Source organism: Thermococcus sp. PK (assembly GCF_000430485.1).
Lineage (GTDB): Archaea > Methanobacteriota_B > Thermococci > Thermococcales > Thermococcaceae > Thermococcus_A > Thermococcus_A bergensis.
This window is the reverse complement of the sequence record NZ_KE387145.1, coordinates 120998-140852: the sequence shown is the minus strand read 5'-3', so window position 1 is coordinate 140852 and position 19855 is coordinate 120998. Positions and strand designations below refer to the sequence as shown.

Annotated in this window: 17 protein-coding genes, 2 tRNA genes and 1 pseudogene; 15 read left to right on the top strand and 5 right to left on the bottom strand. The window is 43.6% G+C overall.

The features are described from left to right. Positions 1 to 118 precede the first annotated feature (118 nt). Both THEPK_RS00755 and THEPK_RS00750 read left to right on the top strand, forming a co-directional pair. A tRNA-Thr gene (locus tag THEPK_RS00755) sits at positions 119 to 195 on the top strand. 7 nt (positions 196 to 202) lie between these two features. After that, a tRNA-Pro gene (locus THEPK_RS00750) sits at positions 203 to 280 on the top strand. Between the two features lie 104 nt (positions 281 to 384). On the opposite strand, the gene THEPK_RS00745 is transcribed toward THEPK_RS00750, so the two are convergent. Continuing rightward, on the bottom strand, positions 385 to 1086 hold the full coding sequence (locus THEPK_RS00745; RefSeq protein ID WP_011011522.1) for an IS6-like element ISPfu1 family transposase: 702 nt from the start codon (positions 1084 to 1086) through the stop codon (positions 385 to 387). A gap of 141 nt (positions 1087 to 1227) precedes the next feature. Here THEPK_RS00745 and THEPK_RS00740 point away from each other — a divergent pair, with 141 nt between their 5' ends. The 3 genes from THEPK_RS00740 to iorA all read left to right on the top strand — a co-directional run bounded on the left by THEPK_RS00740 (position 1228) and on the right by iorA (position 4553). After that, complete coding sequence (locus tag THEPK_RS00740; RefSeq protein ID WP_042697080.1) at positions 1228 to 1908, top strand: diphthine--ammonia ligase; 681 nt, start codon at positions 1228 to 1230, stop codon at positions 1906 to 1908. Between the two features lie 5 nt (positions 1909 to 1913). Next, positions 1914 to 2594 carry a DUF4152 family protein gene (locus tag THEPK_RS00735; protein ID WP_042697077.1) on the top strand — a complete coding sequence of 227 codons (681 nt, stop codon included), beginning with the start codon at positions 1914 to 1916 and terminating at the stop codon, positions 2592 to 2594. Positions 2595 to 2672: 78 nt separating this feature from the next. Beyond that, positions 2673 to 4553 (top strand): indolepyruvate ferredoxin oxidoreductase subunit alpha, encoded by a 1881-nt coding sequence (iorA, locus tag THEPK_RS00730; protein ID WP_052315862.1) that lies wholly within the window; start codon positions 2673 to 2675, stop codon positions 4551 to 4553. Positions 4554 to 4555: 2 nt separating this feature from the next. On the opposite strand, the gene THEPK_RS00725 is transcribed toward iorA, so the two are convergent. Continuing rightward, positions 4556 to 4813 carry a hypothetical protein gene (locus tag THEPK_RS00725; RefSeq protein WP_042697076.1) on the bottom strand — a complete coding sequence of 86 codons (258 nt, stop codon included), beginning with the start codon at positions 4811 to 4813 and terminating at the stop codon, positions 4556 to 4558. Between the two features lie 72 nt (positions 4814 to 4885). On the opposite strand from THEPK_RS00725, the gene THEPK_RS00720 reads away from it, so the two are divergent. Both THEPK_RS00720 and THEPK_RS13760 read left to right on the top strand, forming a co-directional pair. Continuing rightward, entirely contained in the window at positions 4886 to 5173 is a 288-nt protein-coding gene (locus tag THEPK_RS00720; RefSeq protein ID WP_042697075.1) for a hypothetical protein, read from the top strand. Further along, positions 5163 to 5915 (top strand): YbaK/EbsC family protein, encoded by a 753-nt coding sequence (locus tag THEPK_RS13760; RefSeq protein ID WP_042697074.1) that lies wholly within the window; start codon positions 5163 to 5165, stop codon positions 5913 to 5915. Before THEPK_RS00720 ends, THEPK_RS13760 begins: the two co-directional genes overlap by 11 nt. Here the strand turns inward: THEPK_RS13760 and THEPK_RS00710 are convergent. From THEPK_RS00710 to trmBL1, 3 genes are all read right to left on the bottom strand, one after another. Beyond that, complete coding sequence (locus tag THEPK_RS00710) at positions 5898 to 6350, bottom strand: HIT family protein (protein WP_042697073.1); 453 nt, start codon at positions 6348 to 6350, stop codon at positions 5898 to 5900. The two genes, THEPK_RS13760 and THEPK_RS00710, sit on opposite strands and share 18 nt — an antisense overlap. A gap of 102 nt (positions 6351 to 6452) precedes the next feature. Further along, on the bottom strand, positions 6453 to 7820 hold the full coding sequence (locus THEPK_RS00705; protein ID WP_042697072.1) for a glycogen synthase: 1368 nt from the start codon (positions 7818 to 7820) through the stop codon (positions 6453 to 6455). A gap of 13 nt (positions 7821 to 7833) precedes the next feature. Then, on the bottom strand, positions 7834 to 8859 hold the full coding sequence (gene trmBL1 / locus THEPK_RS00700; RefSeq protein WP_042697070.1) for an HTH-type sugar sensing transcriptional regulator TrmBL1: 1026 nt from the start codon (positions 8857 to 8859) through the stop codon (positions 7834 to 7836). Between the two features lie 84 nt (positions 8860 to 8943). Between trmBL1 and THEPK_RS00695 the strand changes: the two genes are divergently transcribed. From THEPK_RS00695 to THEPK_RS12840, 8 genes and pseudogenes are all read left to right on the top strand, one after another. After that, the gene (locus tag THEPK_RS00695) at positions 8944 to 10911 is read left to right on the top strand and encodes an alpha amylase N-terminal ig-like domain-containing protein (protein WP_042697068.1); all 1968 of its coding nucleotides are present in this window, start codon (positions 8944 to 8946) and stop codon (positions 10909 to 10911) included. 124 nt (positions 10912 to 11035) lie between these two features. Next, on the top strand, positions 11036 to 12343 hold the full coding sequence (locus THEPK_RS00690; protein WP_042697066.1) for an extracellular solute-binding protein: 1308 nt from the start codon (positions 11036 to 11038) through the stop codon (positions 12341 to 12343). Between the two features lie 49 nt (positions 12344 to 12392). Next, entirely contained in the window at positions 12393 to 13295 is a 903-nt protein-coding gene (locus tag THEPK_RS00685; protein WP_042697064.1) for a carbohydrate ABC transporter permease, read from the top strand. Then, positions 13292 to 14635, top strand: a complete 1344-nt coding sequence (locus tag THEPK_RS00680; protein WP_042697062.1) for an ABC transporter permease subunit — start codon at positions 13292 to 13294, stop codon at positions 14633 to 14635. The genes THEPK_RS00685 and THEPK_RS00680 overlap by 4 nt, the downstream gene beginning before the upstream one ends. 11 nt (positions 14636 to 14646) lie before the next feature. Then, positions 14647 to 17952 (top strand): glucodextranase DOMON-like domain-containing protein, encoded by a 3306-nt coding sequence (locus tag THEPK_RS00675; protein ID WP_042697059.1) that lies wholly within the window; start codon positions 14647 to 14649, stop codon positions 17950 to 17952. A 61-nt stretch (positions 17953 to 18013) separates the two neighbouring features. Further along, positions 18014 to 19132 carry an ABC transporter ATP-binding protein gene (locus tag THEPK_RS00670; RefSeq protein WP_042697057.1) on the top strand — a complete coding sequence of 373 codons (1119 nt, stop codon included), beginning with the start codon at positions 18014 to 18016 and terminating at the stop codon, positions 19130 to 19132. Between the two features lie 35 nt (positions 19133 to 19167). Beyond that, positions 19168 to 19584 carry a UPF0146 family protein gene (locus THEPK_RS00665; RefSeq protein ID WP_042697054.1) on the top strand — a complete coding sequence of 139 codons (417 nt, stop codon included), beginning with the start codon at positions 19168 to 19170 and terminating at the stop codon, positions 19582 to 19584. A gap of 57 nt (positions 19585 to 19641) precedes the next feature. Continuing rightward, positions 19642 to 19855, top strand: a pseudogene (locus THEPK_RS12840) (IS982 family transposase); the annotation flags it as partial.

Sequence of the window (19855 nt, the reverse complement as noted above, 5' to 3'; positions counted from 1 at the left end):
CTGGGGATCACGACAACCACCTGAAAGAATTCAGCAAAAACCCTAATAAAGGTTACTATAAACACGCCCTGCTTAGGCGAAAAGTTTATATACCAACTTAAGCCTTTCTTCATTCGGTGCCCCGGTAGCCTAGCCTGGTGGGGCGGCGGACTTGTAATCCGCAGGCCGCGGGTTCAAATCCCGCCCGGGGCTCCATTGCAATGGGGCCGTGGGGTAGCTTGGTCTATCCTGCGGGCTTTGGGAGCCCGTGACCCGAGTTCAAATCTCGGCGGCCCCACCATTTTAATGATCACATAAGTACGTCAATGAAGTATTGAGGCGCTCAAAAGAGTTCTTAAACTTTACGCAAACAATATAAACTCTCTTTCAGACTAAACGATACTGTTAGGATAACTGGGGCATCACCTCCTGAAGCCATTCAGTAACATCACCAGGCGGATCACCAAAACTAGAATGAATTCTGACAAAATTATACCAGAAGGCAAACAGAAAAACAAACCTATGAACCCTCCTCCAGTCTTTACCCCTGAAATTATTCCAGAAACGCTTCGTCCTCTCCTTCAACGTCCTAAACCAGCGCTCAACACTGTTCCTCGGCCCGAAAGTCACATGCAGATAACCCAACCTCAAACTCTTAAAAGCAGACTTATACCAGCTCGCCCTGTCAACCAGAAAGACAGGCTGCCCTTCACACGACTTTAAAACAACCAGAATGAAATCCCTGGCAACCCACCAGTTTCTAACAGTCGTAATCCAGACTGCTAAAACTTCCTTGCTCTCAACGTCAATTGCAGCCCAGAGGTATCTTTTCTTCCCGTTGATTTTTATTACTGTTTCGTCAACTGCGATGAAGTTTCGCTGTTTTTTGACTGCGAGGATTTTTGGCTTGTAAACTGCTTCTGCGAGTTTTTGGACTGCCTCCCAGACTGTTACGTGACTGATTTTGAGTATTCTGGCGGTTTGCCGGTAACTGAGGCCTCGCAGGTATAATTCTACTCCCCTGATTTTCTTTTCTGGTGGGATTTTGTTGCGACGAAAGGGTTTTAAGGCTGAAACCACCCAGTAAATAATGGTTTCAGACTTCATGTTCCCCCTTCTTTTTCTAAAGTACTGCCAGTAACTTAAACCTGACACCCCACAGCTTATCCTAACAGTATCATCTCTGATCTCCAAAATTTTTTAAAAGCTCTGTTTAACTATTTTTCAAAAACACAAAGAGGGTCAGAAATGAAGGTCGCAGTACTCTTTTCTGGAGGAAAGGACTCTACATATGCCCTTTATTGGGCATTGAAGGAAGGTCATGAAGTTAGATATCTTGTCACAATGCACTCTGAGAGTGAAGAAAGTTACATGTATCACGTCCCAAACCTTCACCTCACAGAACTGCAGGCGAGAGCTATTGGAATTCCCATCGTCAAAGGTTTTACGAAGGGAGAGAAAGAAAGAGAGGTTGAAGACTTGAAGAGAGTTCTCGAGGGGCTAAAGATAGAGGGTGTCGTCGCTGGGGCGTTGGCTAGCCAGTATCAAAAAGAAAGGGTCGAACGAATTGCCAAGGAACTTGGAATAAAGGTCTTTGTGCCCTTCTGGAAGGTTGAGCCAGAGGAGTACATGCGAGCCCTAATTCGTGATGGCCTCGATGTTGTTATAGTAGGAGTTTCAGCCTATGGGCTGGATGAAAAATGGCTGGGGAGAAAAATAGATGAAAAAGCCCTTGAAGAGCTGAAGGAGCTTAACAGGAAGTATAAAGTTCACATTGCTGGCGAAGGAGGAGAATTCGAAACATTCGTTAGAGATGCACCATTTTTTAAGGCAAAAATAGTCTTTGACGAAACCGAAAAAATATGGGATGCCTTCACTGGTTCGGGAGTTTTGGTTGTTAAAAGGGCCCATTTGGAGCCAAAAAGGTGAGAAATATGAGGATAGTCTCTGCAGATACTGGAGGAGCGGTATTAGATGAAAACTACAATCCAATTGGTCTAATAGCAACTGCAGCTGTTTTGGTGGAGAAACCATACAGAACAGCAACGCTGAGCATTGTGAAGTACTCCAATCCTTTTGACTATGACCTCAGCGGAAGGACGGCACTGAAGGATGAAGCTCTTCTGGGATTAAAGCTTGCAAGAAAAGTAAAGCCCGATGTTATCCACCTAGACTCCAGCCTTGGGGGAATAGAAGTTAGAAAACTGGATGATCCAACTATAGATGCGCTGAGAATTTCCGATAGAGGAAAAGCCATATGGCACGAGTTAAGCAAAGATCTGCAGCCGTTGGCAAAGAGATTTTGGGAAGAAACTGGAGTTGAGATCTTAGCTATAGGGAAAGAAAGTGTTGCCGTAAGAATAGCCGAGCTTTACGCGGGAATTTATTCCGTGAAGTGGGGGATTGAGTATGCAATGAGGGAAGGCTTTGTACGGATAGGGCTTCCAAGATACATGAGTGTCGAGATAAACGGAACTAGAATATTGGGAAAGAGCCTCGACCCAAGGGAAGGGGGTCTCTACGGAGAGATACCAATAGAAAAAATTGATACTGACTGGGAAATTTATCCAAACCCCGTAGCGAGAATGTTTATGGTTTTTGAGGCCAAAATCTAAAAAATTTTCGATTTTCCTTGTTTTTCTTCGAACTACAGGTTTTATAGGTTCAAAACCCAAGGAATTGTGGTGGTGAGCATGGAAGCTAGCTCAAGTTCTCCGACAGTTGCCAAGTCATTAACTAAAAAGCTTCTCATGGGAAATGAAGCGATTGCATATGGAGCGCTCGAAAGTGGTGTATCATTCGCAACCGGATATCCCGGAACACCTTCAACTGAAGTTATTGAGACCATAGCAAGACTAAACCCCGAAGTCTTCGCCGAATGGGCGCCCAATGAGAAAGTGGCACTTGAAGAAGCCGCGGGAGTTGCTTATGCTGGTCTCAGGGCACTTGTAACGATGAAGTGTGTTGGACTTAACGTTGCTGCTGACCCTCTAATGAGCCTCGCCTATTCTGGAGTAGAAGGGGGGCTCGTTATTTTAGTGGCCGATGACCCCGGGCCGCATACTTCTCAAACGGAGCAGGACGACAGGTATTACGGAAAGCTCGCTTTGCTACCTGTTCTGGAGCCTGCAGACGTTCAGGAAGCCCATGATTTGATAAAATATGCGTATGAACTGAGTGAGAAGTACAAAGTACCTGTCATTTTCAGGACAACCACGAGAGTAAACCACACAACTGCCGATGTGGAGGTAGGAGAATTCGTCAAGCTTGACAGAAAGCCGAAGTTTGAAAAGGATATTCAAAGATATGTAAGGGCTTCAATGAAGGGCAACCTTGAGAGGCACAGGTGGTTGAATAAGACACTGAAAGAAATTGAAGCTGAATTCGAGGGCTTAAGCTTTAACTGGATTGAAGGGGAGGGCGAGATTGGGATTATAGCTGAAGGGGCACCCTACAATTACGTGAAAGAAGTTGTTTCAAAACTTGATGAGAAATTTAAAATCCTCAAAATCTCAACACCCCACCCTCTGCCGAGAAGACTCGTCGTTGAGTTCCTGAAGGGAGTTAAAAAAGCAATAGTTGTGGAAGATGGTGCACCGTTTTTGGAGGAAGAGGTAAAGATAGTAGCCCAGGAAGAAGGGATAACAACTCCAATATATGGAAAACGCACCGGACATCTGCCTCTTGAAGGTGAACTAACTCCAAGATTGGTTAAAAGTGTCCTCTTGAAGCTCCTCGGCAAGGATAGAGAAGAATACATAAAGGCAAAAGAAGTTGAAGAAGCAGAAAACCTAGCCCCCTCAAGACCTCCCACAATGTGTCCCGGCTGTCCACACAGGGGCTCCTATAGAGCTTTGCTTGATGCCCTAAAAGAATTAGGGTTCAAGAAAGATGAACTCCCCATTCATGGGGACATAGGGTGCTATGCTTTATCTTTACTCCCACCCTTAGAGGCAATATGGACTGAATATGTCATGGGAGCAAGCATAAGCCTCGCAAATGGTCAGAGCATAGCTATGGGTAAGAAAATAATAGCCACCATAGGAGACTCCACGTTTTTCCACAATGGATTGCAACCTCTTGTAGATGCTGTTTATAAAGATCTTGATGTTTTAGTTATGATACTTGACAACAGAACAACTGCAATGACTGGGCATCAACCACACCCGGGAACTGGGGGCAGTGAAACTAAAAGGAAATTCAGGGAAATAGATATCGAATCACTCGTAAAGGCACTTGGAGTGAAGTACATAAAAACCGTGGATCCATATGATCTAAAAACCACTAAGGAGGCTATAAAAGAAGCTATGCAGGTTAAAGGCCCGGCAGTAATAATAGCAAAGAGGGAATGTATAATTCCAGTGCTTAGAAGGGGCGAAATTGGAGAAATACCGGTGGTCATTGAGGAGAAGTGCACAGGATGTAAAGCATGTGCCCTCCTAACCGGCTGTCCAGCGCTGGTCTTTGAGGAGGAAAAAGGGAAGATGAAAATCGATCCGCTAATATGCACAGGTTGCGGGCTTTGCGAGCAGCTCTGTCCCTTCGATGCGATAGTTTATCCAAGCAAGAAGTGATTCTACCTTTTTTTATACCATTTGTCGTCGTAGAAGTACTTCCCAAGAGCTTCTGCACGTGCCTCATTAAATCTTCTCCACACTGTAAAACCATAAACTGCCGACACTATGATGGTTATAAGCCCAATTTCGAGCCCATACATCCTTATTAATTCTGCAATTCCAAGGATGGGAATTGCGAGAAGGCTAATGATAACTACTGCTATTATCCCAAGGAGAATTTTGTAGCCATACCTCTCCATGAACAGGTCAAAATCCATGGAGCTTCCCTCATATTAACTTTTTCAATCAACTTTAAATAATTTACTTGGTTATTATCAACGGTGTGAAGGATGAATATAAAGGAGCTGTTGGAACTAGTTGACGAAGCGATAGCAAATGTAAAGATAGCCATAGTCAGCAACAAGCAGCGGATTTTTGAAAGCCCTCATACTTCCTGGGAGTTTACAAAAAGGTCTCTTGAGCTGGAGGACGAACTAGATAGGTTAAACAAAATAAAGGATTACCTGTCATCTTTTGACCCTGAGGAATATGCTGAGAAAAAGTTTTCAAAGGAAGAACTGGAAGAGCTATTGAGATATCTAACACTCCTAAAGGAGATGAAGGCTCATGAATTTTAAAGAAATCGAAGAGAGAGCTGTCAAATTTAGGGATGAAAGGCTTTGGAAAAAGTACCATACTCCAAAAAATCTCGCAATTTCTCTGGCTGTTGAGGTGGGAGAGCTTCTAGAGCACTTCCAATGGGAAACCAACGAGGAAATACTTCAGAGCATTAAAGACCCAAAGAAGAAAGAGGAAATTGCCGATGAAATGGCTGATGTGATAATATACCTTACCCTTTTAGCCCATGAGCTTAACATCGACCTTGACGAAGCCGTGGAGAGAAAATTGAAAAAGAACGAGGAGAAATATCCCTCCAAGGCAATAAGAGTGGAAGAAATTGTTAAAGAGCTGGGAGGGGAGATTATAGAGCCAAAAGGAGAAGTAAAAACTGTGGAGCAGGTTGTCAGGCTCCTGGGAGTTAGTCCCGAAAACATTATCAAGTCTCTCGTTTTCATTGTAAATGAAAGCGAACCCATTTTGGTCATAGTCGACGGAAAATCAAAGGTGAGCCTGGAGAAGCTAAGAAACATTTTTGGAAACGTCAGAATGGCGAAACCAAAGGAAGTGGAAGAGATAACCGGCTACAAAGTTGGTGAAGTCCCCCCAGTGGGCATCCCTATAAAAACAGTGGTTGACAAGAAAGTCGTGGAAAAGGAGTTTGTAATCGGCGGAGGAGGAAGGATAGACAGGTTGAGCAGGCTAAGTCCAAAGAAAATCGTGGAATTCCAGAAGGCTGAGGTCTTAGATGTGAGCGAATAGCCTTTTTAATGTCTCTTTTTCTTTTTGAGTGAGCCTGTTTCTAGCCCATTTCTCTTTTAAGCTTAAGTTCTCATCTTCAATGTCCAAAACCGCCTTTCTTACACCTCCTCGCGGGAAATTAGTGTCCCCTCTGTACCTCGGTATCACATGAACATGAAGATGAGCCACCGTTTGACCTGCTGCTTCCCCAAGGTTTATCCCAACGTTAAAGCCGTCCGGCTTTAGAGCTTCACTTAGCTTCTCAATTGCCAGCTCTATTCCTCTCATTATGGCAAATTTTTCTTCCTCTTTGAGCTCATTCCAATCTTCAACGTGTCTCTTTGGTACCACGAGAAGATGTCCCCTGTTTGCAGGAAAAGAGTCTATGAGAATCCTAATGTGTTCGTCTTCATAGAGCAGAACCTCTTCGGATGGACTGCAGAAGGGGCACTTCATGTTTCCACCTCAACGTTATAAGGAAAAAAGAATTAAAGGTTTGTGGCAGATGATGAGCTTGGCCGCTTCCGAGCGGTGAGGACAAATCTCGGTGCTGATGCCCTACTTCAGGAACTCGACTGCTTTGTCTATGTCATTCTTATATGCCCTCATGTACCTTCTGCAGGCATTTTCCCATGTGAAGACATTGGTTCTTTTCTTTCCATTCTGGCGCATTTTTTCAATTATCTGGGGGCTCTCTTCTCTGAGCTTAGCCATCCTGAGAATTGCCTGAGCAAGAGCATTTGGGTCTCTCGGAGGAACAAGCAATCCGGTGGCATTTTCTTCGTCTTTATCCAAGCTTATTATAGTGTCCTTTATTCCACCAACAGCTGATCCAATGGGAATTGCCCCTAGACACATAGCCTCCATCTGAACTAAGCCAAAGGGCTCAAAGTAGGAAGGCACTATAACAAAATCAACACTGCCGTAGAGCTCCCTTGTGAACTCTCTTTTCAGCATTTGAGTAATTACCTTAACGTTTTCTGGATACTTTGCTCCTAATGCATGAGCCCAGCTTTCAAGCTCGGGATCTCCTTTCCCAATGATTAGGAAGCGCATTTTCGAAAACTCAGAAGGATAACTTTGAGCAATAAGTTCAATAGCTCTTAAAAGTGTGTCAACACCCTTCTGTCCTCTGTCGAATCTACCAATAAACATGAAGGCAATTCCATCGCTCAGTCCTGAGCCCTCAAGGACCTTTCTTCTTCTCTCTTCTCTCGGCAGCTCTTTGTTTTCCAGCAATTCCTCGTTCCAGAAGTCGCATGCTATACCGTTGTAAACATAGGTGGCCTTTCCTTCAAAGTTTTTGTAAAAGTCCCACTCCTCCCAGAGATAGCTTTTGCTTACGGTCGTCACTACCTCAGCTATATAAGCACCCACATACTCCGGGTCTATATCGGGGTAAGGGGCTAACTCGCTGAGATGGGCCTCGTGGAAGTAATGGGCCGGAACCTTGGATTTATTGAGCCTGTGGATTGTAAAGACTGCCGGGAGCTGGAAGTACTTTTTAATCAAAGCTCCAGCAAAGACGGTATGCCAGTCGTGGAAATGTAATACGTCTGGTTTTCCTTCATTCTCTATCAGGTAGTTCAGCAGACCAACACTTGCCTTTCCAAACTGCACGGCTTTGCCAAGCATTCCCTCCCATCCGGGTCCGTAGACGTCTTTGTTGTCAAGCAGATTGTTGCTTAGAGCAAATACCCTAACGCCGTTTTGAATTCTTTCGTATACTCTTACCCTTTCCTTGCTCCCGTAAACATTTATATCGAACTCAAGAAGTTTTTTTCCGTCTATATGACCATGAGAAGGTGTAAAAACCCAGACTTCGTTGTTGAGCTTTGCTAAAGTTTCTGCAATGCTTGTGATAGCTTCTGCAAGCCCTCCAACTTTTACCGGCAAGTACTCAAATCCAAGCATTAGTATTCTCATATCTATACCTCCTTTACTCTAATAAAATGAACTTTTCTCCCTCAATGTCTTCAAAGTAGCTTCCTAGTCCTCCAACTTTCCACTCTTTTCCTTTTTCATCTCTGATAGTTATATTGGCCGTGAGAGATGTGTACTCATAATCAACAACCTGTCCATTTATCGTTGCTTCATCTCTTGTATCAACGAAGTGCCCTATGACCTCTAGCTTTCTTGGAAGCCCTGCCTGTTTAAGGATCGTTATAAGGGTTCTTATACTAACTACTTCAAAAGGCTTCTTGACCCTTTCATATTCAACAGGCTTTATGACTTCACTGTTGTCAAAGTACATTGTGTAGAACCAGTGCATGTAGTTCTGGATTAACTTTGGAGATTTGCCCCAGAAGGAATAGAATTTTTCTCTTCTCCTATCCTTGGGGAGTGCTCCAAAAAAGAGCGCGTAGTCTACATCTCCTATAATCCAAGTTGCCATTAGCCACGGAGCTCCCCCGCTTTTAGCTAAAATCACGTTCTCTTTGTTAAGCCAGTCTGGAATCTCTTCAAAGTTGCTTACAATTACAAATATGGCATCCTTTCTCTTTTTAATTTCATCTTTGAGCAATCGTAAAAACTCAAAAGGTGTATTTATTAGCACTTCCCGTCCTGCGCTTCTTATTATATACTCGGCTCTCTCCAAAGTGTTCTCAAATCCGTGGATAGTCCATATTTCAGGTATGTCTTCGCCATGGACCGATTTGTAGAGCTCAAGAAGGGCTTTTTTTACAGAGTCTATATCACTTAAAAGCTCTTCTTTAAGTTTCTCAAAAACTATTTCTGGATTCACTGGCTTGTACATTCTCGGTGTCCCATGCATAATGTCCACAAATCCCTTTCTGTGAAGAGAGCTCAACACGTCGTATATCCTCGTGTGAGGGATTCCGCTTTCCTTTGTAAGGTCTGTGGCTTTGCTCGTTCCGAGCTTTAGAAGAGTTATATATGCCAAACTTTCGTATTTTGTTAAACCAAGCTTCTGAAGCATTTTAATTATCTCTTCTTCCCTCATGTTTTTTCCTCCTAAAGGCTTTTAATATTCACTTTCGAAAATTTAAACATTAAGAGTGATACCTAATCATTAGAGGTGTTTAATATGTATAAAACTTTCGGATTTAAAGACGATGACTACCTTGGAAAGGTGGGAATCACCGAGTTCTCTATACCTAAAAGTGGATCCTATGCATACCTTCTGGGAAATTTTAATGCATTCAACGAGGGAAGCTTTAGGATGAAAGAAAAGGGAGATAGATGGTATATAAGGGTAGAGCTTCCTGAAGGAGTTTGGTACTACACATTCTCAGTAGATGGCAAAGAAGTGCTTGACCCTGAAAACCCGAATAAGAAGCACTTTCGAAGGCTCTCTTATAAGGCTGAAAGAGAGGCAAATGTAGCGAGAATTTTCTCAGACGAGGAAATTTACCATTTCCCTGCACTCACATATTTGTATTCCTTTGGAGACTACACTTATATACGTCTTAGAGCACTTAAAGGGATCGTTAAAAGGGTTTTTCTGGTGGAAGAGAAAAGCTGGGAAATGAGAAAGAAAGCCCACGATGAGCTTTTTGATTACTTCGAAGTAAGACTCCCAAAAAAAGAGAACCTACACTACTACTTTAGAGTACAAACAGATGAAGACACCCTAGAATATGGAGACTTTGATGTTGATTTAGGGAAGCAGGAAGAAAAATACCCCCTGCCTTCATGGCTTTTAAACAGGGTTTTTTACCAGATAATGCCAGACCGGTTCTTTAACGGAAATCCTGAAAACGATCCCAACGGCAGAATTGATCTCGGAAGCATTTCCCATTATGGAGGGGACCTGGAGGGAGTAATCCAGAAAATTGAGTACCTAACTGAACTGGGAGTAAATGCTCTCTATTTAACCCCCATTTTTGAGTCAATGACGTATCACGGATATGACATAGTGGATTATTATCATGTCGCCCAAAAGTTTGGAGGAGATAAAGCCTTCGAAAAGTTAGTGCAAAAGCTGAAAAAAGAAGACATAAAACTTGTTTTGGATGGAGTATTTCACCACACGAGCTTTTTCCACCCCTACTTTCAGGATGTAGTCAAAAACGGAAAGAACAGCAGGTATAAGAATTTTTATCGCATAACCGGGTTTCCAGTCGCTCCAAAAAGGTTCCTTGATATTTTATACTCAGACCTCCCATGGCATGAAAAGTATAAGCGGCTTAAATCTCTCAGATGGAACTATGAGAGCTTTTATTCTGTATGGTTGATGCCCCGCTTAAACCACGACAGCAAAGAGGTAAAAGAGTTCATTAAGGATGTAATGGAATACTGGATTAAAAAAGGAGCCGATGGCTGGAGATTAGATGTTGCTCACGGAGTTCCTCCCGAAGTATGGAAAGAAATTAGAGAAACGCTACCAGGTGATGCTTATCTAGTTGGGGAAGTAATGGACGACGCACGGCTGTGGTTGTTCAATAAGTTTCATGGAACCATGAATTACCCGCTATATGAGGCAATTTTGAGATTTTTTGTGACGAGGGAAATTAACGCAGAGCAGTTCTTGAACTGGCTTGAGCTTTTGAGCGTATACTACGGCCCTGCTGAGTATGCAATGTATAACTTTTTGGACAACCATGACGTGGATAGAATGCTCAGCCTGCTTGGAGACAGGAGAAAATATCTCTGCGCCTTGGTTTTTCTTTTCACGTACAAGGGGGTTCCGTCTATTTATTACGGTGACGAAATTGGGATGAGAAATATAGAGGCTCCTTTTATGGAGCGTTCAAGGGCACCTATGGAATGGAATAAGAAGAGATGGGATTTTGAGATTTTAAATATCGTTAAAGAGTTGATAAAGCTGAGAAAGGGCAGTAAGGCACTACAGGTTGGGGCATTTGAACCTGTAGAATTTCGGGAAGGGATGTTGCTTTATGAGAGAATACATGGAGAAGAGAGGCTTTTAATCGGGATAAACTATTCAGAAAACCCTGTTTCTCTTAGAAAATCGCCCGATGAAATATTACTGGGAGACTTAGAGGGCTCTGTTCTAAAACCATTTTCATTTTTTGTTGGTCATTCCTCATAAAATCCTAAATTTTTTCATCAGTGTCTCATTTAGAACACCTGTCATTGTATGAGCATCAAAGCGTAAGGTATATATATCACTGGAGATGATACTAAAATGAAATATTCAACTGAGGTGAATATGCATGAAGAAGGTACTGTTTGCTTTATTGTTGATTGGAGTGCTGGCAATTGGAGTAGTTGCAAGTGGGTGTATTGGTGGTGGGGAAACTACTTCAAGCCCCACACAAACAACATCCACAAGCTCCCCAACCCAAACAACCACAAGCTCTCCCACTCAAACAACAACTACAACGACAAGTGGAGAAAAAGTGACAATTGTTATATGGCATGCAATTGGTCCGAATGAGATCAAGGCTTTTGAGGATTTAATTGCCGAGTTTGAGATAGAATATCCAAACATTGACATTCAACTTGAACAAAAAGCTGATTTGGAGACTTCTCTTAAAGCTGCAATTCCTGCTGGACAAGGCCCAGACCTTTTCATGTGGGCCCACGACTGGATTGGAAAGTTCGCCGAGGCCGGAATGCTCGAGCCCATTGACGAATACATAACTCCCGAAGTTCTAAGCAAGTTCAGCCCAATGGCTCAAGATGCAATTGAATACGGCGGCCACTACTATGCAATGCCTTATGCCGCCGAGACTGTAGCTTTAATTTACAACAAGGACATGGTTCCAAACCCACCAGAGACCTTTGATGAAATGAAGGCAATTATGGAGCAATACTACAATGAAGCTGAAGGTACTTATGGTCTTGCCACCCCAATGGATCCATACTTCCTCTCAGGTTGGGTGCATGCCTTTGGTGGCTACTACTTTGATGATAAGACAAAGACTCCTGGTCTTGACAAGCCAGAAACTTTGCAAGGATTTAAGTTCTTCTTTGAGCAGATATTCCCATATGTTGCAAAGACCCAAGACTACAACGCCCAAGTAAGCTTATTCCACGATGGCAAAGCCCCAATGATGGTTAACGGCCCATGGAGCATTCCAGACGTTAAGAAAGCCGGAATAAACTTCGGCATAGTCCCACTTCCGGCTATCGACGATCAGCACAGGCCTCACCCATACGGTGGAGTCAGACTTATCTACGTTGCAAAGCTTAACGACCCGAGCAAGAAGGATGCTATCTGGACATTCCTCGAATGGTTCACAACCAACCCAGATGTCATTAAGACCCTCTCACTCCAGAACGGTTACATCCCAGTGCTTACCGAAGTCCTTAACGACCCAGAGATCCAGAATGATCCTGTACTTTACGGCTTTGGTCAAGCAGTCCAATACGCAATCCCAATGCCAAAGAGCCCAGAGATGGGAGCAGTTTGGGGCCCAGTTGCCACTGCAATCACAGACATAATCGGCGGAAAGAAGACCATTGAGCAAGCGCTCCAAGATGCACAGAAAGAAATACTCGATGCCATTAGCGGTTAGCTGATTTTTCTTCTTTTTCTTTCTATTTCTAGTTCTCGGGGGTGAGTGAATGGATAAAAGAACAATAGCCGCTCTTGCCCTGATATTGCCCGGTATGATAGCGTTCCTGTTTTTTAACATCTACCCAATACTGTACTCCGTTTACATTGCATTCACAAACGCTAAGTTGGGCAACTTCCCAATACAAGCTCCTACTGCCGAACCGTTGAGGTTTGTCGGGCTGGAAAACTTTAAATGGGCGTTAAGCGATCCAAAGTTCAGATCTGCTTTTGTCTGGACTTGGGTTTTTGTGGCGACCAGTGTGAGTTTGAAAGTTATTGTTGGAATTCTTTTGAGTGTTCTTTATAACAATAAATACGTAAAGGGTAAGTTTTTCTATAGAGCCCTTTTGATAATTCCATGGGCGTTGCCTCTGCTTTTTTCCGTAATGGTATGGCGTTTTATGTTTGATCCTGTTGTGGGTCCGATTAATATAATGTTGAAAAATCTGGGAGTAACAAACCCACCAGACTGGATGACAAGCGTAACTTGGGGCTTTGTTGCTTTGAACATAATTGAAGTGTGGCTTGCATATCCGTTTATGATGACGGTAATAACTTCGGCCCTCCAGAGTGTTCCAGATACGCTCATTGAGGCAGCGATTATTGATGGAGCAAATTACTGGCAGAGATTGACGAAGGTGGTTATCCCAATTGTCAGCAAGCCTATTGCTTTTGCCACAATTCTAACTTCCGCGGCAAGCTTTCAGTACTTCCTTGTCCCCTTCATTTACAACGCAGGTCTTTTTGAAGACAGATTTCTGCTCCTCTACGGATATAGAAAAGCTTTCGGCAGTTCAGTTCCTCACTACGGAAGAGCGGCAGCCATTTTGCTCATAGCAACAATAGTCCTCGCAGTTTACATGTTCGTCAACATGAGAATAACGAGACTGCAGGAGGGGGTTAAGGGATGAAGCTTAAAATTGAACTGCCAAAGCGAAAGGATGAGCTGTTAAAGTCATTTGCACTGACTTTGTTGGCACTTTTTGTTTTGGCAATTCTGCTCTTCCCCGTTTATTACATGGCAATGCTTTCCATTAAACCATCAGGGGCTCTTGCAACCACTGAAATTGACCTAATACCAGACAAGGTTACTCTCTCCAATTACAAGGATTTGCTCATTGGCCATACAGAGGGGCTGATAAAAACAACAAACTTTGAAATAAATGCTAAAGACGGCACTATAAAGGACTCCCTGAACAGATATGAGATAGAACTTCATGAGGCTAGGATTGTAGGGAGTTATTCGAGTAGGTTCACCTTGATAGATACAGAAATACTCGAAAGAGAAGGTGGAGAGGAGAGACAAGAAGCAGATGACACTCAAATTATTGTCAGAGGTGAACTAATAAAACTAAGTGCTAAGCAAGTTGAAAGTACTGGCGGTGTCAAGAACCTCAAGGTCTCTGCACAGAGAATAATAGTAAAAGTTAGTTCCCCGGATGAAGTGCCCTTAGACCTCTCAGGGTTCACCAAGATCGATGAAAACACCTACGAAGCCCAGAACGTGGAAATGGAGATAAAAGACGGAGGAATAATAACAGCTGAGGAGGCAACATTCACTGCAACTGACTTTGCATTTATTCGCTTAGCAAAAGTAGGTGGAGAAGTCCCAGATTACATGAAGAGAAGTCTACTGATAGCCAGTCTCACCGTTATCTTGACGCTCTTATTTGTGATACCCTCTGCATATGCATTTTCAAGACTTAAGTTCTTTGGGAGAGAGCACGTCCTATACTTTTACTTGATGTTCACTCAGGTCGCAGGAGGACTAGGGATAGCAGGATTGGTTGCATTGTACGGTATGTTAGTGAAGCTCCACTTGACCAATAACATCTTTGTTTTGCCAGTAATCTATGCCGCTGGTGGAGTGCCGTTTAACACATGGCTCTTAAAGTCCTACTTGGATTCAATCCCTCCAGATTTTGACGAAGCAGCATTGGTTGATGGTGCGGGATACCTGCAGATTATAAGGCACGTGCTTATTCCAATGTCCCTCCCCGGACTGGCAACAGTGGCAATATTTGCATTCATCGGAGGTTGGACAGAGCTTATACTCGCGAACCTGCTCCTCAACCAGGAGAACTATCCATTGACTGTCTGGCTCTACACAATGCTCGCGAACTTGAGGTCTATTTCGTGGAATCAATTTGCCGCAGCCGCTTTGATATTCGCATTGCCGGTCTTTATCATGTTCCTCTTAGCCCAAAACTACGTAAGGAGTGGACTTACTCTTGGAGGATTAAAAGAGTGAGGTGGGGAAATATGAAAAAAGGTCTAGCATTGTTTTTTGTATTTTTGGTTCTTTTAAGCATTGCTGAAGTAGGAGTGAAGGCAGAGGAGCCAAAGCCATTGAACGTTATTATTGTGTGGCATCAGCACCAACCGTACTACTATGATCCAATCCAGGACATCTATACCAGACCTTGGGTTAGGCTGCATGCAGCTAATAATTACTGGAAGATGGCAAACTATCTCAGCAAATACCCAGATATTCATGTTGCTATAGATTTGTCGGGTTCTTTAATTGCCCAGCTTGCCGATTACATGAACGGCAAAAAAGATACCTACCAGATAGTCACGGAGAAAATAGCAACTGGAGAACCACTAACACTTGAAGACAAATGGTTTATGCTACAAGCCCCAGGAGGATTTTTTGACCACACAATCCCGTGGAATGGAGAGCCCGTTGCAGACGAAAACGGCAATCCCTACAGAAAGCAGTGGAAGAGATACACAGAACTCAAGGACAAAAGAGAAAGTGCGTTTAAAAAGTATGCAAACTTACCTTTAAATGAGCAGAAGGTGAAAATAACGGCTGAATTCACGGAGCAGGATTACATTGACTTGGCTGTCCTGTTCAACTTGGCTTGGACTGACTATAACTACATAATCAACACCCCCGAGCTTAAGGTACTTTACGACAAAGTGGATGTTGGGGGCTACACAAGAGAAGACGTGGCAACCGTGCTAAAGCACCAGATGTGGCTTCTTAATCACACGTTTGAAGAACACGAAAAAATAAACTACCTCCTTGGAAATGGAAATGTCGAAGTTACTGTAGTTCCTTATGCTCATCCAATTGGTCCACTGCTCAACGACTTTGGGTGGTACGAGGATTTTGATGCTCATGTAAAGAAAGCCCACGAGCTCTACAAGGAGTATCTTGGAGATAACAGAGTTGAACCCCAGGGCGGATGGGCTGCAGAAAGCGCATTAAATGACAAGACCCTTGAGATATTAACTAACAATGGATGGAAGTGGGTAATGACAGATCAAATGGTTCTCGATATCCTTGGAATCCCAAACACAGTTGAAAACTATTACAAGCCTTGGGTGGCTGAATTTAACGGCAAGAAAATCTATCTCTTCCCAAGAAACCATGACTTAAGTGACAGAGTTGGGTTTAGGTATTCAGGCATGAACCAATACCAAGCCGTTGAGGATTTTGTAAACGAACTCCTCAGGATACAAAAAGAGAACTACGATGGAAGCCTTGTTTATGTTGTAACCCTAGACGGAGAGAACCCATGGGAACACTACCCGTTTGATGGCAAAATATTCCTTGAGGAGCTGTACAAGAAGCTTACTGAACTTCAAAAGCAGGGCCTAATAAGGACGGTAACTCCAAGCGAGTACATCCAGATGTATGGCGACAAGGCCAACAAACTCACTCCAAAGCTCATGAAGAGGCTTGATTTTACAACAGAGGAGAAAGTCAATGCCCTGTTAACGGCTCAAAGCCTCGGCGAGCTTTATGACATGGCTGGTGTTGAAGAGAATATGCAGTGGCCCGAGTCCAGCTGGATTGACGGAACACTCTCAACATGGATTGGCGAGCCGCAGGAGAACCTTGGATGGTACTGGCTCTACCTGGGAAGGAAAGCACTATTTGAGAACAAAGATAAAGTTGCCGACTGGGACACTGCATACGAGTATCTTTTAAGGGCAGAGGCAAGTGACTGGTTCTGGTGGTATGGAAGCGACCAAGACAGCGGACAGGATTATACCTTCGACCGATACCTCAAGGCCTATCTCTACGAGATGTACAAGTTCGCCGGTCTGGAAATCCCAAGCTATCTCTTCGGAAACTATTTCCCCAACGGAGAGCCATATGCAATAAGAGAGCTCACAGGATTACCAGAAGGGGAGAAAAAGAGCTGGTCGAGCTTATCACCCATTGCTGAGGGAGTAGAGCTCTACTTTGATGAGCAGGGGTTACATTTTGTTGTTAAAACTACAAAAGAGTTCGAAATAAGCATCTTTGAGCCCGGAAAGGTGATGGGTAACACATTTACTCTTCTCCAGACCAAACCAAGTGAACTAAGATACGATATCTTCCCATTCAGCAAAGATAGTGTTGGTCTTATGATAACCAAACATATAATTGTGAAAGAAGGCAAAGCAGAGGTTTACAAGGCAACAGACTATGAAAACAGCGAAAAAGTTGGAGAAGTAGATGTAAAAGAAACCGACGGAGGAGTTGAGGTTATCGTCCCGTTTGACTACCTGGACAGTCCCTCTGACTTCTACTTTGCTGTCTCTACGGTCAATGATCAAGGAGAGCTTGAAATAATAACGAGCCCGATAGAAGTAAAACTTCCAAAGCAGGTTGAGGGGATTGTAGTTGCAGAAATTCAGGATGTTGAAGGAGATGATTATGGTCTTGGAAGCTACACTTATCCCACTAACAAGGTTTTCGTTCCTGGACACCTGGACTTGCTCAAAGTGAGAGTTCTCGAGAAACCAAATTCATATGTATTTGAGTACTACTTCAAGGATCTTGGCGGCAATCCCTGGAATGGGCCTAATGGCTTCAGCTTGCAGATAATTGAGGCATATTTCGACTTCAAAGAAGGAGGCAACACTTCGGCAATTAAGATGTTCCCCGACGGGCCTGGAAGCAATGTAGACCTCGACCCGGAGCACCCATGGGATCTAGCGATTAGAGTTGCCGGTTGGGATTACGGAAACATAGTTGTACTCTCAGATGGAACGAGTTATCAGGGCGAGATGAAAATCTCTGCAGATCCGGCTAGAAACGCCATTGTGGTAGAAGTTCCAAAGAAGTACATTGAAATAAACGAAGACTATGGTCTCTACGGAGCAGTTCTTGTTGGTTCTCAAGACGGTTATGGTCCAGACAAGTGGAGACCAGTTGCAGTTGAGGCAGAGGAGTGGAAGGGCGGAGGAGCTGATGTTAACGCAGTTGTTGCTGGTGTAGCGCCTAGAGTGTATGATCTCCTAGTCCCAGAAGGATTTAAGCCAACTCAGGAGGAACAACTGAGTAGTTATGATGCAGAAAATGGAAAGAGAGCAACAGTAAAAATGATACCGCTCTTTGGAGTTGAAGAAAAACCCGTCGAAAGTGAAACCCCCACTAAAACCGAAAGCCCAACACCAAGCGAGACCTCTCCAACCTCGACAACCCCAAGTACAACATCAAGTCCAGCAACTTCATCAACCCCAACTTCCTCCCCAAGCCCAACAGAAACCGGAGGAATTTGCGGACCAGCAACACTCGTAGGACTAGCGTTAATCCCACTGCTGCTAAGGAGAAAAATGGAGTAACTTTCTTTCCTTATTATTTATTTTTAAAGTAGCAAAAAATTGAAATCAAGAGGTGATTCCTATGGCTGGTGTGAGGCTTGTAGATGTTTGGAAAATATTTGGGGACTTCCAAGCAGTAAAAGAAATGAATTTAGAAATTAAAGACGGAGAATTCATGGTTTTACTCGGACCGAGCGGTTGTGGTAAGACTACCACTTTAAGAATGATTGCCGGGCTGGAAGAGCCGAGCAAGGGGCAGATTTACATTGGTGATAAACTCGTTGCCGACCCAGAAAAAGGAATCTTCATTCCGCCAAAGGATAGGGACATTGCCATGGTCTTCCAGAGCTACGCCCTTTACCCCCACATGACTGTTTACGACAACATCGCTTTTCCATTAAAGCTCAGAAAAGTACCAAAGCAGGAAATTGACCAGAGGGTTAGGGAAGTTGCCGAATTGCTCGGCCTGACAGAACTCCTCAACAGGAAGCCGAGGGAGCTGTCCGGTGGTCAGAGACAGCGTGTTGCCCTTGGCAGGGCTATAGTAAGAAGACCCAAAGTTTTCCTTATGGACGAGCCGCTGAGTAATCTGGATGCTAAGTTGAGGGTTAAGATGAGGGCTGAGTTGAAGAAACTGCAGAGGCAGCTTGGCGTCACTACAATTTACGTCACCCACGACCAAGTTGAGGCTATGACGATGGGTGACAGGATTGCCGTGATGAATGCTGGGGTTTTGCAGCAGGTTGGAACTCCGGAGGAGGTTTATGATAAACCCGCAAACACATTCGTGGCTGGTTTTATTGGCTCTCCACCAATGAATTTCCTTGATGCCAGCGTTACCGAGGACGGTTTCTTGGACTTTGGCGAGTTCAGGCTTAAACTGCTGTCGGATCAGTTTGAGGTCTTGCAGGAGCTGGGATATGTTGGCAGGGAGGTTATTTTTGGTATAAGGCCTGAGGATGTTTATGATGCTTTGTTTGCTCAGGTGAAGGTTCCTGGGGAGAATATGGTTAGGGCTAGGGTTGATATTGTTGAGAATCTTGGTGGGGAGAAGGTCGTGCATTTGAGGGTTGGTGGTTTGAGTTTTGTTGGTAAGTTCTCGGCCGAGTCTAAGGTTAGGGAAGGGGAAGAGGTTGACGTTGTCTTTGACATGAAGAAAATCCACACCTTCGATAAAAAAACAAAAAAAGCAATATTCTAAAAAACTTTTTAACCTTTCTTTTTCTCGTATCTTTTATGAGTTTTGAGAAACTCGCTATGTTCCTAGTCGAAAGACATCCAGAGGGAAAATTCGTTGAAATAGGAGTTGGATTCAACTTTAAAGTAGCATTAAAGCTAAAAGAACTCGGAAGAGAGGTTTTAGTTGTGGATTGGAACGCCGAGGCAGTTAAAAAGGCCAAGGAATTAGGATTGGAAGCTTATGTGGATGATGTTTTTTCACCGAGGTTGGAGATATACAGGAACGCAACTGCTATATATTCTGTTCGGCCAACCCCAGAAATCGTTGAGCCAATTTTAAAGCTGGGCAAACTGCTTAAAACCCCTGTGTACATTTTGCCGTTTTCTCTCGATTCAATGCCCAGAATTTTGAAGCTCGAAAACTACAATGGATTACCTGTTTACACCTGGAGGCCATACGGGAAAGATATATAAACCCTAGTTCCCATTAGATCGTTAGAGTTATAAGCACTTAAGTCTTTTGATTGATTGGTGGTTGTATTGAGCTTTCAAAGGAAAATCCTGATCATAAAATCCGAAATCTATCCGATAATCAGCAAACACTACCCGAAAAACACTCACAGGGAAATAATCAGCCTCTACGACCTAATAACCTTCGTCAATACTAGCACACTTGCACTTTAACGGAGTTTACAAGCACGCTTACAGAGTCCTAATCGAAGAAATGAAGCTGTTCCCCAAAATC

What these genes read in the sequence shown, in the direction of transcription:
- THEPK_RS00670 (WP_042697057.1), top strand. Translation starts at nt 18,014, where the DNA reads ATGGCTGGTGTGAGGCTTGTAGATGTTTGGAAAATATTTGGGGACTTC.
- THEPK_RS00745 (WP_011011522.1), bottom strand. Translation starts at nt 1,086, where the DNA reads ATGAAGTCTGAAACCATTATTTACTGGGTGGTTTCAGCCTTAAAACCC.
- THEPK_RS00695 (WP_042697068.1), top strand. Translation starts at nt 8,944, where the DNA reads ATGTATAAAACTTTCGGATTTAAAGACGATGACTACCTTGGAAAGGTG.
- THEPK_RS00705 (WP_042697072.1), bottom strand. Translation starts at nt 7,820, where the DNA reads ATGAGAATACTAATGCTTGGATTTGAGTACTTGCCGGTAAAAGTTGGA.
- THEPK_RS13760 (WP_042697074.1), top strand. Translation starts at nt 5,163, where the DNA reads ATGAATTTTAAAGAAATCGAAGAGAGAGCTGTCAAATTTAGGGATGAA.
- THEPK_RS00740 (WP_042697080.1), top strand. Translation starts at nt 1,228, where the DNA reads ATGAAGGTCGCAGTACTCTTTTCTGGAGGAAAGGACTCTACATATGCC.
- THEPK_RS00680 (WP_042697062.1), top strand. Translation starts at nt 13,292, where the DNA reads ATGAAGCTTAAAATTGAACTGCCAAAGCGAAAGGATGAGCTGTTAAAG.
- THEPK_RS00710 (WP_042697073.1), bottom strand. Translation starts at nt 6,350, where the DNA reads ATGAAGTGCCCCTTCTGCAGTCCATCCGAAGAGGTTCTGCTCTATGAA.
- THEPK_RS00685 (WP_042697064.1), top strand. Translation starts at nt 12,393, where the DNA reads ATGGATAAAAGAACAATAGCCGCTCTTGCCCTGATATTGCCCGGTATG.
- THEPK_RS00690 (WP_042697066.1), top strand. Translation starts at nt 11,036, where the DNA reads ATGAAGAAGGTACTGTTTGCTTTATTGTTGATTGGAGTGCTGGCAATT.
- THEPK_RS00665 (WP_042697054.1), top strand. Translation starts at nt 19,168, where the DNA reads ATGAGTTTTGAGAAACTCGCTATGTTCCTAGTCGAAAGACATCCAGAG.
- iorA (WP_052315862.1), top strand. Translation starts at nt 2,673, where the DNA reads ATGGAAGCTAGCTCAAGTTCTCCGACAGTTGCCAAGTCATTAACTAAA.
- THEPK_RS00675 (WP_042697059.1), top strand. Translation starts at nt 14,647, where the DNA reads ATGAAAAAAGGTCTAGCATTGTTTTTTGTATTTTTGGTTCTTTTAAGC.
- THEPK_RS00735 (WP_042697077.1), top strand. Translation starts at nt 1,914, where the DNA reads ATGAGGATAGTCTCTGCAGATACTGGAGGAGCGGTATTAGATGAAAAC.
- THEPK_RS00725 (WP_042697076.1), bottom strand. Translation starts at nt 4,813, where the DNA reads ATGGATTTTGACCTGTTCATGGAGAGGTATGGCTACAAAATTCTCCTT.
- THEPK_RS00720 (WP_042697075.1), top strand. Translation starts at nt 4,886, where the DNA reads ATGAATATAAAGGAGCTGTTGGAACTAGTTGACGAAGCGATAGCAAAT.
- trmBL1 (WP_042697070.1), bottom strand. Translation starts at nt 8,859, where the DNA reads ATGAGGGAAGAAGAGATAATTAAAATGCTTCAGAAGCTTGGTTTAACA.